The sequence below is a fragment of the Sphingomonas sp. BL-S-29 genome (genome assembly GCF_055521495.1).
Genome location: NZ_CM145482.1, coordinates 3,771,567 through 3,784,485 on the forward strand (window position 1 = coordinate 3,771,567; position 12,919 = coordinate 3,784,485).

17 protein-coding genes are annotated in these 12,919 nt (G+C 64.6%); 5 read left to right on the forward strand and 12 right to left on the reverse strand.

Annotated elements, in window-relative coordinates:
- Positions 1 to 11 precede the first annotated feature (11 nt).
- Positions 12 to 872, reverse strand: a complete 861-nt coding sequence (gene panB / locus ACZ1I2_RS17780) for a 3-methyl-2-oxobutanoate hydroxymethyltransferase (RefSeq protein WP_465176348.1) — start codon at positions 870 to 872, stop codon at positions 12 to 14.
- 136 nt (positions 873 to 1,008) lie between these two features.
- On the opposite strand from panB, the gene ACZ1I2_RS17785 reads away from it, so the two are divergent.
- A complete protein-coding gene (locus ACZ1I2_RS17785) occupies positions 1,009 to 1,473 on the forward strand; it encodes a hypothetical protein (protein WP_465176347.1) in 465 nt (154 codons plus the stop codon).
- A 3-nt stretch (positions 1,474 to 1,476) separates the two neighbouring features.
- Complete coding sequence (locus ACZ1I2_RS17790) at positions 1,477 to 1,689, forward strand: helix-turn-helix transcriptional regulator (RefSeq protein ID WP_465172834.1); 213 nt, start codon at positions 1,477 to 1,479, stop codon at positions 1,687 to 1,689.
- A 22-nt stretch (positions 1,690 to 1,711) separates the two neighbouring features.
- On the opposite strand, the gene ACZ1I2_RS17795 is transcribed toward ACZ1I2_RS17790, so the two are convergent.
- The 5 genes from ACZ1I2_RS17795 to ACZ1I2_RS17815 all read right to left on the reverse strand — a co-directional run bounded on the left by ACZ1I2_RS17795 (position 1,712) and on the right by ACZ1I2_RS17815 (position 4,353).
- Positions 1,712 to 2,152, reverse strand: coding sequence for a hypothetical protein (locus ACZ1I2_RS17795; RefSeq protein ID WP_465172833.1), 441 nt, complete (start codon positions 2,150 to 2,152; stop codon positions 1,712 to 1,714).
- An 86-nt stretch (positions 2,153 to 2,238) separates the two neighbouring features.
- Positions 2,239 to 2,520 (reverse strand): DUF427 domain-containing protein, encoded by a 282-nt coding sequence (locus ACZ1I2_RS17800; protein ID WP_465172832.1) that lies wholly within the window; start codon positions 2,518 to 2,520, stop codon positions 2,239 to 2,241.
- Positions 2,521 to 2,535: 15 nt separating this feature from the next.
- Positions 2,536 to 2,886 carry an arsenate reductase gene (locus tag ACZ1I2_RS17805; RefSeq protein WP_465176346.1) on the reverse strand — a complete coding sequence of 117 codons (351 nt, stop codon included), beginning with the start codon at positions 2,884 to 2,886 and terminating at the stop codon, positions 2,536 to 2,538.
- A gap of 45 nt (positions 2,887 to 2,931) precedes the next feature.
- On the reverse strand, positions 2,932 to 3,819 hold the full coding sequence (locus ACZ1I2_RS17810) for a class I SAM-dependent methyltransferase (protein WP_465176345.1): 888 nt from the start codon (positions 3,817 to 3,819) through the stop codon (positions 2,932 to 2,934).
- Positions 3,820 to 3,924: 105 nt separating this feature from the next.
- Complete coding sequence (locus ACZ1I2_RS17815) at positions 3,925 to 4,353, reverse strand: GNAT family acetyltransferase (protein ID WP_465176344.1); 429 nt, start codon at positions 4,351 to 4,353, stop codon at positions 3,925 to 3,927.
- Between the two features lie 1,203 nt (positions 4,354 to 5,556).
- Between ACZ1I2_RS17815 and ACZ1I2_RS17820 the strand changes: the two genes are divergently transcribed.
- Complete coding sequence (locus ACZ1I2_RS17820; protein ID WP_465176343.1) at positions 5,557 to 6,780, forward strand: NAD(P)/FAD-dependent oxidoreductase; 1,224 nt, start codon at positions 5,557 to 5,559, stop codon at positions 6,778 to 6,780.
- Between the two features lie 189 nt (positions 6,781 to 6,969).
- Here the strand turns inward: ACZ1I2_RS17820 and ACZ1I2_RS17825 are convergent, their stop codons facing one another.
- From ACZ1I2_RS17825 to ACZ1I2_RS17845, 5 genes are all read right to left on the reverse strand, one after another.
- Positions 6,970 to 7,398, reverse strand: coding sequence for a GFA family protein (locus tag ACZ1I2_RS17825; RefSeq protein WP_465172827.1), 429 nt, complete (start codon positions 7,396 to 7,398; stop codon positions 6,970 to 6,972).
- Positions 7,399 to 7,470: 72 nt separating this feature from the next.
- Entirely contained in the window at positions 7,471 to 7,953 is a 483-nt protein-coding gene (locus ACZ1I2_RS17830) for an SRPBCC family protein (protein WP_465176342.1), read from the reverse strand.
- The gene (locus ACZ1I2_RS17835) at positions 7,950 to 8,279 is read right to left on the reverse strand and encodes an ArsR/SmtB family transcription factor (protein WP_465176341.1); all 330 of its coding nucleotides are present in this window, start codon (positions 8,277 to 8,279) and stop codon (positions 7,950 to 7,952) included. The genes ACZ1I2_RS17830 and ACZ1I2_RS17835 overlap by 4 nt, the downstream gene beginning before the upstream one ends.
- 53 nt (positions 8,280 to 8,332) lie before the next feature.
- A complete protein-coding gene (locus tag ACZ1I2_RS17840) occupies positions 8,333 to 9,490 on the reverse strand; it encodes a serine hydrolase domain-containing protein (protein ID WP_465176340.1) in 1,158 nt (385 codons plus the stop codon).
- Positions 9,491 to 9,555: 65 nt separating this feature from the next.
- Positions 9,556 to 10,842: a Xaa-Pro dipeptidase gene (locus tag ACZ1I2_RS17845; RefSeq protein WP_465181493.1), complete on the reverse strand. Its 1,287-nt coding sequence runs from the start codon at positions 10,840 to 10,842 to the stop codon at positions 9,556 to 9,558.
- A 131-nt stretch (positions 10,843 to 10,973) separates the two neighbouring features.
- On the opposite strand from ACZ1I2_RS17845, the gene ACZ1I2_RS17850 reads away from it, so the two are divergent.
- Both ACZ1I2_RS17850 and ACZ1I2_RS17855 read left to right on the forward strand, forming a co-directional pair.
- A complete protein-coding gene (locus tag ACZ1I2_RS17850; RefSeq protein ID WP_465172822.1) occupies positions 10,974 to 11,216 on the forward strand; it encodes a type II toxin-antitoxin system Phd/YefM family antitoxin in 243 nt (80 codons plus the stop codon).
- Positions 11,216 to 11,644 (forward strand): type II toxin-antitoxin system VapC family toxin, encoded by a 429-nt coding sequence (locus ACZ1I2_RS17855; protein WP_465172821.1) that lies wholly within the window; start codon positions 11,216 to 11,218, stop codon positions 11,642 to 11,644. The genes ACZ1I2_RS17850 and ACZ1I2_RS17855 overlap by 1 nt, the downstream gene beginning before the upstream one ends.
- A gap of 8 nt (positions 11,645 to 11,652) precedes the next feature.
- Here ACZ1I2_RS17855 and ACZ1I2_RS17860 read toward each other — a convergent pair whose 3' ends face one another.
- Positions 11,653 to 12,642: a c-type cytochrome gene (locus ACZ1I2_RS17860; protein ID WP_465176338.1), complete on the reverse strand. Its 990-nt coding sequence runs from the start codon at positions 12,640 to 12,642 to the stop codon at positions 11,653 to 11,655.
- Between the last annotated feature and the right edge of the window lie 277 nt (positions 12,643 to 12,919).

The window sequence follows — 12,919 nt, forward strand, 5'->3', positions numbered from 1 at the left end:
AACGGAAGGGATCAATCCTTGGGCGCGTAGGTCTGCTCCGGACCCGGAAACGCGCGGGATCGGACGTCCGCCGCATAGGTTTCAACCGCGGCGGAAATACGGCCGGCCATGTCGTCGAACTTCTTCACGAAGCGTGCCGTGCGCTCGAACAGGCCGAGCATGTCCTCCGCCACCAGCACCTGCCCGTCGCACTCGGCCGAGGCGCCGATGCCGATGGTCGGGCAGGCGATTTTCCGGGTGATCTCGATCGCGATCGGCTCGACCACACCCTCGATGACGATCGAGAAAGCGCCGGCATCAGCCACCGCGACGGCATCGGCAACGATCTTCGCCGCTTCCTCGGGCGTGCGGCCGCGCGCGCCATAGCCGCCGAGCACGTTGACCGCCTGCGGTGTGAGGCCGACATGACCCATCACCGGGATGCCGCGCTCGACGAGGAAGCGGACGGTCGGTGCCATCGCCTCGCCGCCTTCCATCTTCACACCGGCCGCGCCGGTCTGCTTGAGCAGCCAGGCCGCGCTCTCGAACGCCTTTTCGGGCGAGGCCTCATAGCTGCCGAACGGCATGTCGATGATCACGACCGAATGATAGCTGCCCCGCACCACCGCGGCGCCGTGCGCAGCCATCATCTCCAGCGTGACCGGCACCGTCGAGGGCAGGCCGTAGACGACCTGGCCGAGGCTGTCTCCGACCAGCAGCAGATCGCAATGCGGATCGAGCAGCTGCGCGGTGCGGACGGTATAGGCCGTCAGCATCACCAGCGGCGTGCCGCCCTTGGCCTTGCGCAGGGCCGGAATGGTGAGCCGCTTCATCGGCGCCGGCGTGGGATTCGCGCGGCTGGTCGAGGTGTCGATCGTGAAGGTCGTGGACATGGCCCCGCTGTTAGCGCCGCCGCCGATGGGACGCCAGCCACAGCGGGCATCCAGAATGCGGCAATGTTCCCATCACTTGACTCAATGTTAGATATGTTTTACATTGAGTCGCATAAAGTTGACGTTGGAGGCCGTTATGGCGTTTCGGGAAAAGATGATGTGGGGGTCGGTCGCGGCGACGATCGTGATCTGGGGCTGGTATTTCCTGGGGTTCGTCCGGGCACTGGAGGGACCGAGTTTCGATGTCGGTGCCGAGCTGGGCCATTTCATCTTCGCGGTGGTCGCGCTGACCATCGTGCAGATCGTGGTGGCGATCATACTCGCTATCCTGTCGCCAAAGGAAGCGAGCGCGCCGGCGGACGACCGCGAGCGGGAATTCGCGCTGCTCGCCTATCGCCCGGCCTTCGTCACCCTGAGCGCGCTGGTCGCGACACTCACCGTGGTCGCGCCGCTGACCATGGCGACCGCACCGGCCTGGCTGAACGGCAAGCCCGTCACGCTGGTGCCGATCGTGATCAGCAACGCGCTGCTGCTGGCGCTGGTTCTCGCCGAACTGGTGCGCGCCGGCACGCTGCTGTTCCTGTATCGCCGGGGGAGCTGAGGCATGGCCAGCACCCCGATCGTGAACCAGATCCGCACGTTGCGCTTCATGGCCGGCGAGATGACTCAGGCCGATCTCGGCGCGCGGATCGGGATGACGCGGCAGACGATCGCCGCGATCGAAGCGGGCAAATATTCTCCGTCGCTCGAGGCGGCGTTCCGCATCGCGCGGGTGTTCGGCAAGCCGCTCGACGAGGTGTTCCAGTGGGAGGAGTGACGTCCTCCCACCGATATTGCCCTCAGGGGCGCAGATATTCCCGCTTCTTCGCGACGCCGGCGAACCAGATCGAGAAGATTCCGATGACGATGATCAGGATCGGGAAGGGCAGCACCGTCCCCGCGCCCTTCACCGCGATGATGTCCGTCGCGAGGAAGAGATAGCCGAACTGGATGACCGCCGCGACGAGCGAGACGATGAAGAGAATGCGCACCGCGCGCGAGCGCATCAGCAGGCCGATCGCGCCGAGCAGGCCGGTGAGCACCGCAAGCGCGAACACGACATTGTACCAGGCGGGCAGGCTTGCGTAGAGCTTGAGATCATAGTCAGTCGCGGGGCCCATCGCTTCAGCCCCGTGAATGAACTGCATATAGCAGGCATAGCAGCCGAGCGCGCTCCACAGCGCCAGCGCGCCGCCAACGACATAGTACCAAACAGGTGGCTGGTCGCCGTCCTCTGTCATGACCTTCTCCCCTCCAATGGTGAGAGGGAGAATCTGCGCCTTTCGAGGGAGAAAGGCAATGTTTAGCGCCGAATCGGACCTAGCTTTCAGCGGATCTGGACGCCCTTCCAAAAGGCGAAGCGGCCCTTGATTTCAGCGGCGGCGGGCAACGGATCGGGATAGAACCAGACCGCGTCCGGATTGCGCTTTCCGTCCACCACGATCGACTTGTAATGCGCCTGTCCCTTCCATGGGCAGGTGGTGTGCGAAGGGCTGGCCTCGAGCAGATCGGCGTTGACGCTATCGGGCGGGAAATAGTGATTGCCCTCGACCACCACCGTGTCGTCGGATTCAGCGATGACGGCCCCGTTCCAGCATGCGGTCGGCATTGAGTGTCTCCCGGATTATCCAAGCCCTGCCGCATCATAGAGGTCCGGCTTGAAGCCGACCAGCAGCTTGCCACCGGTATCCAGCACGGGCCGCTTGATCATCGAGGGATTGGCCAGCATCAGCGCGATCGCCTTGTCCTCGCCGATATCGGCCTTGTCGGCATCGGGCAGCGCGCGGAAGGTCGTGCCGGCGCGGTTGAGCAACACGTCCCACCCGACCTGCCCTGCCCAGCCGCGCAGGGTCGCCTCATCAATGCCGGCCTTTTTGTAATCATGGAAGTCATAGGCGACGCCGTGCGCGTCGAGCCAGGTCCAGGCCTTCTTCATCGTGTCGCACGCGCGGATGCCATAAATGGTGACAGTCATCTTGATCCTTCAACAACTCTCGCACCAATCAAGCGTCAATCTCACTCATCTACGCGCAATGATCGTATAGATGGGCCGAATGCGATCTCCGTATTTGAAATTGCTCCACGACACCGAGCAATTCTTAAAACCCAGGATGCCGAGATATTCCTGCACAAGCAGGGGAGGCAACCGGAACCAGCCGTCGCTTATACCCTTTGGCTTCAGGCTGCGCGGCATAAACCGCGGATTTCTTTTGAAGTTGCTGGCGAACCTCCCAAAGGGAGAGAGATCCGCAACTATAATAGTCTCGCGGGTCAGGCTTGCAGCATTCTGCAACGCGAGAAACGGGTCTCTCAAATGGAGAAGTATGCTGCCGAAGACCGACACATCCACAGAGCCGATCGACGCGGGAATATCATAGACAACGCCATTTACCATCCGTGCCTTCGACTCAAAGGCTTCGTGGCACAACCAATAGCCATTATTGATTTTACGAAGATGGTTCCGACGCTCGCTACGCGCCGCGTCATTGTCATTTTCCGCAAATGGAACAATGTCCCAATCATAATTTTCGGAGAGATCGAACGACACGACCTCAGCACCCTGCTTCTCGATGTGAAAGCTCAGAATGCCCGAAGCGGCACCCACATCCAGGACACGCTTTCCCGAGAAATCAAAATGCCCAAGATAGTCGTCGATCGATCCACGCAGATCCCATTCACCGTTGATGGTGCCATAGCCCGGCACATCCATCGTATGATAAAAATAGCATTCATCCAGGGACTTTATCGATCGAGCATGGGCGTACGGGTCCGCGCCTGCCGGACCCTCGCCGTGAGCGTTATCGTCAATCATCACACCCCCAAGGACATCATCTTCATTCCGCCCGGCGGCCAAAGCGAGCACGCAGCGGTCGCTCCACCTGCCCGCCAACTGAAAGCCGTCCGCCACCTATCCGCCAGAACCGCCATATACCAGCGGCTCACGACCCTCATGCTCTCGAAAGACCTCAGGGATCGCTCCCGGTCCACGACCACATGGAGCGACGCATCATGTTCAATCCTTCAGGAATTTGCCGAGCGTCACGACCTTTTGCCGTTCGAGCCCGAGCGCTTCGTAGAAACCGAGCGCGTCCTGATTGTCGTCGCGTACCATGAGCTGGATCTTGGGGGCGCCGCGGGCACGAAGCCAGGCCTCTGCGGCGCCCATCAGAATGCGGCCGAGACCGTGGCGGCGATGGTCGGGCCCGACCGCGAGATAATAGACCCAGCCGCGATGTCCGTCGAAGCCGATCATCACCGAGCCGGAGAGAGGCCCCTGCCCCGTCACCAGCACGGTCGAGGTGGAACCGCCGAGCGCCTGAGTGAAATCGGCGTGAGGGTCGTTCCAGGGGCGGGTAAGACCACAGGCTTCCCATAAAGCGACGACGGCGGCGGCATCGTCGGGCATGGCCTCGCGCGGCGCGGTTTCGGACAGATCGGGCATGGACGCGCTCTCGCCCAGCCGCGCGCGCCGCGCAAGATCGGTGGCGCAAGAACCCGGTGCAACAATGAGAAACAAGCGATGCCCGTACACCGCCACACCCGGCCTATGAGGCTTTGCGCACCGTTTGAATCGAGGAAAACGACGCTCGCGGGCTGCAAAGTAATGGTGTTGGAGTCGGCGCCGGACCGGCAAGTCATCTCCGATTTATGCGACCCACCTGCGAAGGGGTCGGAATCGGACGGTACTTCGGCCCTGCTCGGCGCCGCAACTATAGGATAGTATCGGTGTTGGAGGACCAAGAAACACCCGACGAACATGCCGGCGCGATCATCCTGACGAATTCTCGCCGAATTCCGCGAGGGGTATCGGATTTTGTTGGAGCTGTAGTTGCGAGTACTCACGGTGCGAATCCTGTTCTTTCGTCTCGGTTTCCCGCGGATCGAGGGGTGAACCGTTTGAGTCGACCTCGGTGCGGAGAATCGCGCTGCCTTGAGTCGCTGCCCCTTTTGCCGGGTTCGCCGCGCGCGGGTTTCCGGGATGCCTTTGGACTTGGTGTCGTATCTCTAAGCCATTCCGCGTTGGATTGAATCGGGGGCCGGGCGTTGGAAATGTCAGCAGGGTCGCTGACATTTTCGGGTTGCGGTCATAGTATAAATATCATTTTATTATAGATAGTTAGGCTCACGCAGAGTGCTGACCCGCGCGACGCCCGGCACGCTATGCGTGTTCGCCGGTTCCCTGATCTGCTGGCCGCGCCGCTGCTGCGGGAAAAGAAGAACGGATCACGCGAAGGCGCGAAGACGCGAAGCGTATGTCGGGGCGAATCGACATTCTGCCCCCCCGCCGGAGGCACGCCTATATTTGTTCGCGCGGAGGCGCGGAGGCGCAGAGATCGTCTGACTGGGGCGCACGGGCGGGTAGTGACCACCAGCCTGGCCACGATATCTCCGCGCCTCTCTGCGCGAATCCTCCTCCTTACTGTGCCCCTGCCGATGTGGGCGACGGCCCGCCCAAGTCTACTTCTCTCTTTGCGCCTTCGCGCCTTCGCGTCTTCGCGTCTTCGCGTGAATCCACCTTCGCGGTGTCGGATCGCGACGGCGCCCAGACGCGGAGCCAATCCACCGCTGGATGGTTCAGCAGGTGGCGGGACATCCCGACAGCCTAATTCCCGCCGCCAACCAGCGGTGCGATCTTCGGAGAAACATGGTGGACCTGACCGAGCGACGGGATCTTCGCGGCGGCCGCGCGTGCTGGGCGGCGGACGCCGGCAACACGCTGATTTCCGATGAGCTTCCCTCGGGCGAGATCGATATCGCAATCGTCGGCGCGGGCGTGATGGGGGCGATGCTGGCGGAACGGCTGTCCGGCGAGGGCCGGCGTGTGCTGCTGCTCGATCGCCGCCCGCCAGCGCATGGCAGCACGGCCGCCTCCACCGCGCTGGTGATGTGGGCCGCCGATGTGCCGCTGATCCGGCTGGCCGGGACCATCGGTGCGGCGGAAGCAGCGCGGCGCTGGCGGCGGGTGTTCGCGGCGGTGGAGCGGCTGGCAGCGCATATCGATGATGCGGGGATCGAGTGCGGGCGGATCGACCGGCCGGAGCTGTATCTGGCGGGGACCTTGCTCGACGAAGAAGCACTGAAGGCCGAGGGTGTGGCGCGACGCGAAGCGGGCTTGCCGTCCGATTATCTGGACGCAGCGGCGGTGGCGGCCCGGTTCGATATCGCGCCGCGGGCGGCGCTGATTTCGGCGGGGAGCTATGAGGTCGATCCGGTTCGGCTGACGCTCGGGTTGCTCGCGCGAGCCCGGACGCAAGGCGCTATGGCCTGTTTTCCGTTCGACGTGACGCGCATCGAGCAGGCAGGCAACGGATCCGTGTTGCATGAAGCGGACGGGCGGCGGATCGAAGCGCGGCAGGTTATCCTGGCGCCGGGCTATGAACGTGCGAGCTGGTTCCTGCCCGCTGCCTTCACGGTCGGGTCGAGCTACGCCATCGCGACCCCGCCGGGGCATGCACCGCTATGGCGGGAGAATGCGATGATCTGGGAAGCGTCCTCGCCCTATCTCTACACGCGGGCAACGGCCGATGGGCGGGTGATCGCCGGCGGCGAGGACGAGGATTTCGACGATGCGCGCCAACGCGATGCTCTGATCGAGGCCAAGGGCGGTACGATCCGCGCGAAACTGGGGGCGATGATCGCGGTCGAGGACGTAACGGTGGATTGCGTGTGGTCGGCGGCGTTCGGATCGTCGCCGGATGGGCTGCCGGCGATCGGCGCCGCGCGCAACCATGACGGTCTCTGGCTGGCGAGCGGGTTCGGCGGAAACGGGGTGAGCTTTGCCGCGCTGGGGGCGGAGCTGATCGCGGCGGCGCTTGGCGGGACGGCCGATACGGATGCCGGGTGTTTTGATCCCTATCGGTTTGGGTAATCGGCAAGATGCACCGCGGTTCGCTGTTTCGCATGTAGCCTTCCCCGGCGGAGGCCGGGGTCCAGTTGGGAATGGAAGAGAACGGGCGAAGCGCCCATTTTAACGGTCCCCCAACTGGACCCCGGCCTCCGCCGGGGAAGAACCATGGTGGGGCCGCCATCTAACCAAGCAATCCCTTCCGAAGGGCTTTCAGCGCTCGCCCGGCTTCGGCGGCATCCCGGCAAACGCCACAAGCGCCGGATCGAGCAGGTCCCAGGCAAGAGCGCGCGCTGCATAGGTCACGGCCTGGGGTTGGAAGCGGCCCGGATCGTCCAGGCCGGTGGCATGGATAGTGAACAGGTCGGGCATGGCGCTGAAGGTCAGATACACCGGCGATCCGCAGGTAGCGCAGAAACCGTGCGTCTTCGCATTGCCGCTGTCGGCGACGATGCCCCAATGCGTGGCATCGCCCTTCAAGGCCACGTCAGCGCGCTGCGGGAAGGTGAGATAGGAACCGTGGCCGGTGCCGCTCTTGTGCTGGCAATCCCGGCATTGGCAATGGTTCTGGAAGATCGGTTCGGCGGCGATCTCGTAACGGATGGCGCCGCACGCGCATCCCCCGGTATAGGGCTCGCTCATTTTCTCTCTCTCTCTCTCTCTCTCTCTCTCTCTCTCTCGTTCTGCAGAGGGTTGGGGGCGTGATCGCGCCTTTTACGAGTCGAGCTCACCGGCGACCTGAACCATGTTGGGCACGACCTTCTTCCAGCCCTGGCTCATCTTGGAGAAGGCGCTTTCGTTCGTCGGCAGCACGAAGCCCGAATGGACCATGCGGACGCGGGTGCCGCCTTCGGCTGGCGAGAGTGTCCAGGTGACGACCGTGTCGAGCGGCGAACCATAGCCCGTGTTGCCTTCGTGCCCGCCCTTCCACGCGAAGGCGAGGCGCTGGTTCTCGACCACTTCGAGCACCTGGCAGCGGATCACGCCGTCCCATTCGCCGGCCGGGGTGGTCTGGAAGGTGAAGCTGGTGCCCACCACCGGCGCGAAGCCGGTCGGTGCCATCAGCCAGCGGCCCATGACGGGGCCGTCGGTGAGCGTCTTCCAGATCGTCTCGGGCGCGTGCGGGAACACTTCGTCGACGACGATGTCGCAGGTTTCGGCCGGGGACCCCGGGGTCATCTGGGCAAGCTGGTTCATGGATCGATTTCCTTGAGCAGGGAGCGGAGGTCGGCGAAGCGGTCGCGCCAGAAGACGCCGTAATGGTCCATCCAGTCGACCAACGGCGCGAGGCCGTCGGGCGTGGCGCGGTAATGGACCTTGCGGCCCTCGGGCCGCTCGGCGACGAGACCCGCCTGTTTGAGCGACTTGAGATGCTGGGAAATGGCGCCCTGAGTGACGCCGCTTCCTTTGGTCAGTTCGGCAACGGTGATCTCTTTGGCGTTGACGACGCGCTCGAAGATGCCGCGCCTTGTGGGGTCGGCGAGGGTACGCATGACGGTGGTGATGGCGGCGGCTTCGAGCATGGGCGAATCATTAGTCATCACTAATGCATTAGTCAATACTAATGTATTGCCGCTCAGGGTGCCGGTGTCGCCGGGCTGGTTCTCAGCGCCTTGAGCACGCCATTCGCCACGGCAGCGGCGGGGCCGTCTCCGGTAAGCGCGACAGCGACGATCGTCTTGTCCGCGGGCGACCAGGCGAGCATCGCGCTGACGCCGGGAGCACCGCCGGCATGGCCAAGCCAGGTATCGCTACGGGCGCCATCGGTAACGTCGAGCACCATGACGCCGAGGCCGTACCAGGTGCCCGGATCGAACATCGGATGGAGTGCGCCGAACATCTGCTGCACCGTTGCCGGACGAAGCAGCCTGCCTTGCAGCAGCGCGCTCCAGAAACGGACCATGTCGGCCGGGTCGCCGGCGATCGGACCACCCGCGCCAGCGCTTGAGGGATCGATCGGATCGCCGCTTGACAGCATCGGCGGGGCGACGTTCGGCGCAGGCTGGCCGGGGCGCAGGGCGATGATCGAGGCGAGACCGAGCGGCTTCACGATGCGTGCATCGATCGCATCAGGCAGTGGGCGGTGATCGACCGCTTCGACGATAACCGCGAGCAGATCATAGCCGCTGTTGGAATAGCGCCAGTTGGCGCCCGGGCAGAACATCGCGCCGTGGCGGCGGAGGATCGTCAGCATTTCTTCCGGCGGCAGATAATGCGGTCTGGCGTGGACGCGCAGATCCTCATTGGCGCTGAACAGGCCGCCGGTGTGAGCGAGCAGGTCGCGCACGGTGACGACATCACCGTTCGGCACGCCCTTGATCCAGCGCGAGGCGGGATCGTCGAGCGAGAGCTTGCCCTCCTCGACAAGCTGGAGGACGACCACCGCGACAAAGGCCTTGCCGGTACTGGCCCACCAGAGTCGCTTTCCGGCGGGCGCCTCGATGCGGGTCCAGAGCCCCTCCCCTGTGCGCCCGACCGCGATGCCGAGCGCCTGGGCCCTGGCGGCGGTGCGCATGGTATCGAACAGGCGGTCGAGTTGCGCGGTGGTGGCGGGCGCGAGCGGGGTTTCGGGAACGGTGCCTTCGAATGCGGGCGTGACAGCCGCGTGAAGAGGGCGGCCCTGCCAGACCTGGTGCGCGGCGCAGGTGACGGGCTCGTAATCCTTGGCGAGCGCGGGGCTCGCTATGATCGCCGCGGCCAGGACGCCCGCACCCCACCACATCAAACGCGCCATCAATCCGCCCCGTGATTCGACCCGGACGCGGGGTATCGGGCCGCTTCTGAACGGCGCCGAAACGGTTAGCGGACCAGTCTGCCGCCCTTCATGACGTGATCGACCTTTTCGAGCGCGCCGATATCGGCGAGCGGATCGGCTGCCACCGCGATCAGATCGGCATAATGGCCGGGCGAGACCGCGCCGACATCGGCCGACTTGCCCATCAGCGCGGCGGCGCTGGTCGTCGCGGACTGGATCGCCTGCATCGGGGTCATGCCGAAGCGGACCATGTAGCGGAATTGCCGTGCGTTCAGGCCGTGCGGATAGACGCCGGCGTCCGTGCCATAGGCGATCTTCACACCGGCGCGGACTGCCTTGCGGAAACCCTCGCGCTGGGCGTCGGTGGTCTCGGTGTTCTTGCGCAAGATCTCGGCGGGCCAGCCGTCGCGCTTGCCGACCTGATCGATAAAGTCGCCATTATAGATGTCCATCACCAGCCAGACGCCCTTCGCCTTGGCCAGCGCGATGCCTTCGTCGTCGATCAGCGAGGCATGTTCGATCGAGCGGACACCGGCGCGGATCGCCAGCTTGATGCCCTCGGCGCCGTGCGCGTGCGCGGTGGCGTAGCTATGGTTGCGGGCGGCCTCGGCGACGGCGGCGCGCATTTCCTCCTCGGTCAGTTCGGGCGCACCGGGCTCGGTACCGGCGGCGAGCACCGCGCCGGTCGCGATCAGCTTCAGGAAATCGGCTCCACCCTGGAACAGGCGGCGGGCCTTGACCGTCATGTCGGCAGGACCGGTGACCACGCCCATGCGCATGATCGCGGGAACCTCGACATCCGGCGCCATGCCGGTGACTTCGCCGCCGCCGCCCGGCACGGTGAGATAGGCGCCGGCCACACTCATGCGCGGGCCGTCCACCAGCCCGGTATCGATCGCGTTGCGCAGCGACACGTCGCCGAACGCGCGGAAAGTGCCGACGTCACGGACGCTGGTGAAGCCGGCGCCGAGCGTGTCGCGCGCATGTTTCGCGCCGAGCAGCGCGATGTCGGCGCCCGAATGGAGCAGCGGCTCGGCGACATTGGCCGATTGTTCGGTGTCGACGAGATGCGTGTGCATGTCGATCAGGCCGGGGAGAACGGTGAACGCGCTCCAGTCAGTCAATGGCGTGCCCGGCGGCGGCGGCGCCCAGGGCGTCACGGCGGTGACGCGGCCATCGTCGATGCGGATCAGCCGGTCAGTGAGGACCACGCCCTTTTCGGTGTCGACCAGTTTTCCGGCGCGAACGTAGAGGGTTTCCGCCAATAGGGGTGACGATGCCGTTATCAGGGCCGCCATCCCTAGGATGCGCGCGATCAGCCTGGACGCCATCATTCCCTCCCGCTCGTCGCCGGCAATTGTCTCTAGTTGTTGGACGCTCGTCAAACAGGAAATGACGAGATGAGCATGGAACTATCGGAGGCTAAACGCTATATGACCATCTAGTTGGTCAGGAGCGACATATGGACTCGATTAGTCTGGCGGATGCCAAGGCGCATTTGAGCGAACTCGTCGATCGCGTCGAAGCGGGGGATTCAATCGATATTACCCGGCGCGGCAGGCCGGTCGCGCGACTTACGGCCATTGTCAGATCGCGCAAACCGATCGACGCCGCGTTGCTGAACGCACTCACGGCGACCATGTCGCCACAGGCCGGGAGTGCGGTCGATCTGGTGCGGTCGATGCGCGACGGCGATCGCTATTGATGCTCTATATCGATACATCGCTGATCGTCGCGGCGCTTTCCAATGAGGCGATGACGCCGCCGGCGCAACGCTGGCTGGCGGAGCAGGATCCAGCGCTGCTCTCGATCAGCGACTGGACCATCACGGAAATATCCTCGGCCATGGCGATCAAACTGCGTACCAGGCAGATCGACCTGGAAGAGCGCGCGGCCGCGATGGCCATGTTCAACAAACTAAGCGCCGAGAGCTTCACGATTCTCGCGGTGACGGGCGGTCATTTCCGCGCGGCAGCCAGATTCGTCGACCAGTACCTGCTTGGCCTTCGCGCGGGTGACGCGCTCCACCTTGCGATTGCGGCGGAGCACGGCGCCACCATGCACACGCTCGACCAGCGGCTCGCCGAGGCTGGCCCCATGCTCGGCGTGCCCACGCAGCTGCTCGACGCCTGACGTCCGGCCTAATGTTTCGCCGGTTTGAGCGAGGCGAGCCCGGCGGCGAGATTCAGCATGTCGGTCTGAGTCATCGGCGCAACGACCGCCTTCATTGGTTCGGCCAGGGGGCCTGAGCGCGCACCGGAATGGAAGTCGTACAGCTGGCGCGCGATATAGCTGGGCGACTTGCCGGCGAGCGACGGGACCGCGTCGGTGCCGCCGAGATCGTCGCCATGACAGGCCGCACAGGCGGGAATGCCCCTGGCCTCGTCGCCCCGCGCCAGCGCCCTGCCGCGGGCGATGCTGCCGGGCGGTACATAAGCGAGGATCGGGACATGGGCATCGCGTTGCTCGAACCGATCGAGATCGGCGGGCGTTTCGACGATGCGGTCGCCCAGCGGCTCGGTGCCGCCACCGGGCACCAGGGTGAACAGCCAGCCCCTGGCGACGGTGCGCGGTACGGTGGCGGTTTCGATGACCGACACATGGGATCGCAAGGGCAGCTTCGCGAAATAGGCGGCGGCGCTGCGCACTTCCTCATCCGTCGCGGCCTTGCCGATATCCGCCATCCAGTCGGTGGGAAGGCGATGCGGAACCGAGGACGTGCGTGCGCCACTTTTGAAATCGGCCATCTGCCGGACGATGTAGGATTCGGGCAAGCCGGCAAGCGGGGCGTTTTCGGGCCGGCCGTCGCCGCTCGGCAAGTGACAGAAACCGCAGGCACGCACGCCCGGCGCGCGGCCGTGCACGACCACTTCCGGCATCGCCGGATGATCGCCGGGATGCCAGTCCGGCACGGCGAACAGGTTGCGCAGATCCTTGCGCGCGAACGATATGGCGCTGCCGGGCACACGCAGTTGCTCGTTCGCATCCTGTGGCGCCTGCGCGGCGGCTGGGACATTGCCGGGATAGGCCCAGTCGGGTGGTCCTTCGGGCGTATCGCTGGCCCCGGAGGTCGCCAGGGCGCAGGCGACCAACGCAAGGAGCAGCAAGACGTCGCGGCTCATATTCTGCATCGAAAGCCCCCTGCCCCAAGGGGACGGAATTAGGGCAAAGCGAGCCCGGCGGCAATCTCAGGTCAGCGCGGCGGCGGGAAGCATGTGCCCCGGTTCGCGGCTGATCCTCGCGAGCCGCGCGGTCCTCCGTGCGATCCTCACTCCTGCAATGAGGCACGCTGGTTTCACGGCCTGCATTTGACGACGAAAAAGATAGCACCGAAGTCCGATGCAATTCAACCGCTCAAAGCAACAATGTTTTATCGATATCCTTAAATTCGGTTGTAATGATTTTTCC

What these genes read in the sequence shown, in the direction of transcription:
- panB (WP_465176348.1), bottom strand. Translation starts at nt 872, where the DNA reads ATGTCCACGACCTTCACGATCGACACCTCGACCAGCCGCGCGAATCCC.
- ACZ1I2_RS17785 (WP_465176347.1), top strand. Translation starts at nt 1,009, where the DNA reads ATGGCGTTTCGGGAAAAGATGATGTGGGGGTCGGTCGCGGCGACGATC.
- ACZ1I2_RS17790 (WP_465172834.1), top strand. Translation starts at nt 1,477, where the DNA reads ATGGCCAGCACCCCGATCGTGAACCAGATCCGCACGTTGCGCTTCATG.
- ACZ1I2_RS17795 (WP_465172833.1), bottom strand. Translation starts at nt 2,152, where the DNA reads ATGACAGAGGACGGCGACCAGCCACCTGTTTGGTACTATGTCGTTGGC.
- ACZ1I2_RS17800 (WP_465172832.1), bottom strand. Translation starts at nt 2,520, where the DNA reads ATGCCGACCGCATGCTGGAACGGGGCCGTCATCGCTGAATCCGACGAC.
- ACZ1I2_RS17805 (WP_465176346.1), bottom strand. Translation starts at nt 2,886, where the DNA reads ATGACTGTCACCATTTATGGCATCCGCGCGTGCGACACGATGAAGAAG.
- ACZ1I2_RS17815 (WP_465176344.1), bottom strand. Translation starts at nt 4,353, where the DNA reads ATGCCCGATCTGTCCGAAACCGCGCCGCGCGAGGCCATGCCCGACGAT.
- ACZ1I2_RS17820 (WP_465176343.1), top strand. Translation starts at nt 5,557, where the DNA reads ATGGTGGACCTGACCGAGCGACGGGATCTTCGCGGCGGCCGCGCGTGC.
- ACZ1I2_RS17825 (WP_465172827.1), bottom strand. Translation starts at nt 7,398, where the DNA reads ATGAGCGAGCCCTATACCGGGGGATGCGCGTGCGGCGCCATCCGTTAC.
- ACZ1I2_RS17830 (WP_465176342.1), bottom strand. Translation starts at nt 7,953, where the DNA reads ATGAACCAGCTTGCCCAGATGACCCCGGGGTCCCCGGCCGAAACCTGC.
- ACZ1I2_RS17835 (WP_465176341.1), bottom strand. Translation starts at nt 8,279, where the DNA reads ATGCTCGAAGCCGCCGCCATCACCACCGTCATGCGTACCCTCGCCGAC.
- ACZ1I2_RS17840 (WP_465176340.1), bottom strand. Translation starts at nt 9,490, where the DNA reads ATGGCGCGTTTGATGTGGTGGGGTGCGGGCGTCCTGGCCGCGGCGATC.
- ACZ1I2_RS17845 (WP_465181493.1), bottom strand. Translation starts at nt 10,842, where the DNA reads ATGGCGTCCAGGCTGATCGCGCGCATCCTAGGGATGGCGGCCCTGATA.
- ACZ1I2_RS17850 (WP_465172822.1), top strand. Translation starts at nt 10,974, where the DNA reads ATGGACTCGATTAGTCTGGCGGATGCCAAGGCGCATTTGAGCGAACTC.
- ACZ1I2_RS17855 (WP_465172821.1), top strand. Translation starts at nt 11,216, where the DNA reads ATGCTCTATATCGATACATCGCTGATCGTCGCGGCGCTTTCCAATGAG.
- ACZ1I2_RS17860 (WP_465176338.1), bottom strand. Translation starts at nt 12,642, where the DNA reads ATGCAGAATATGAGCCGCGACGTCTTGCTGCTCCTTGCGTTGGTCGCC.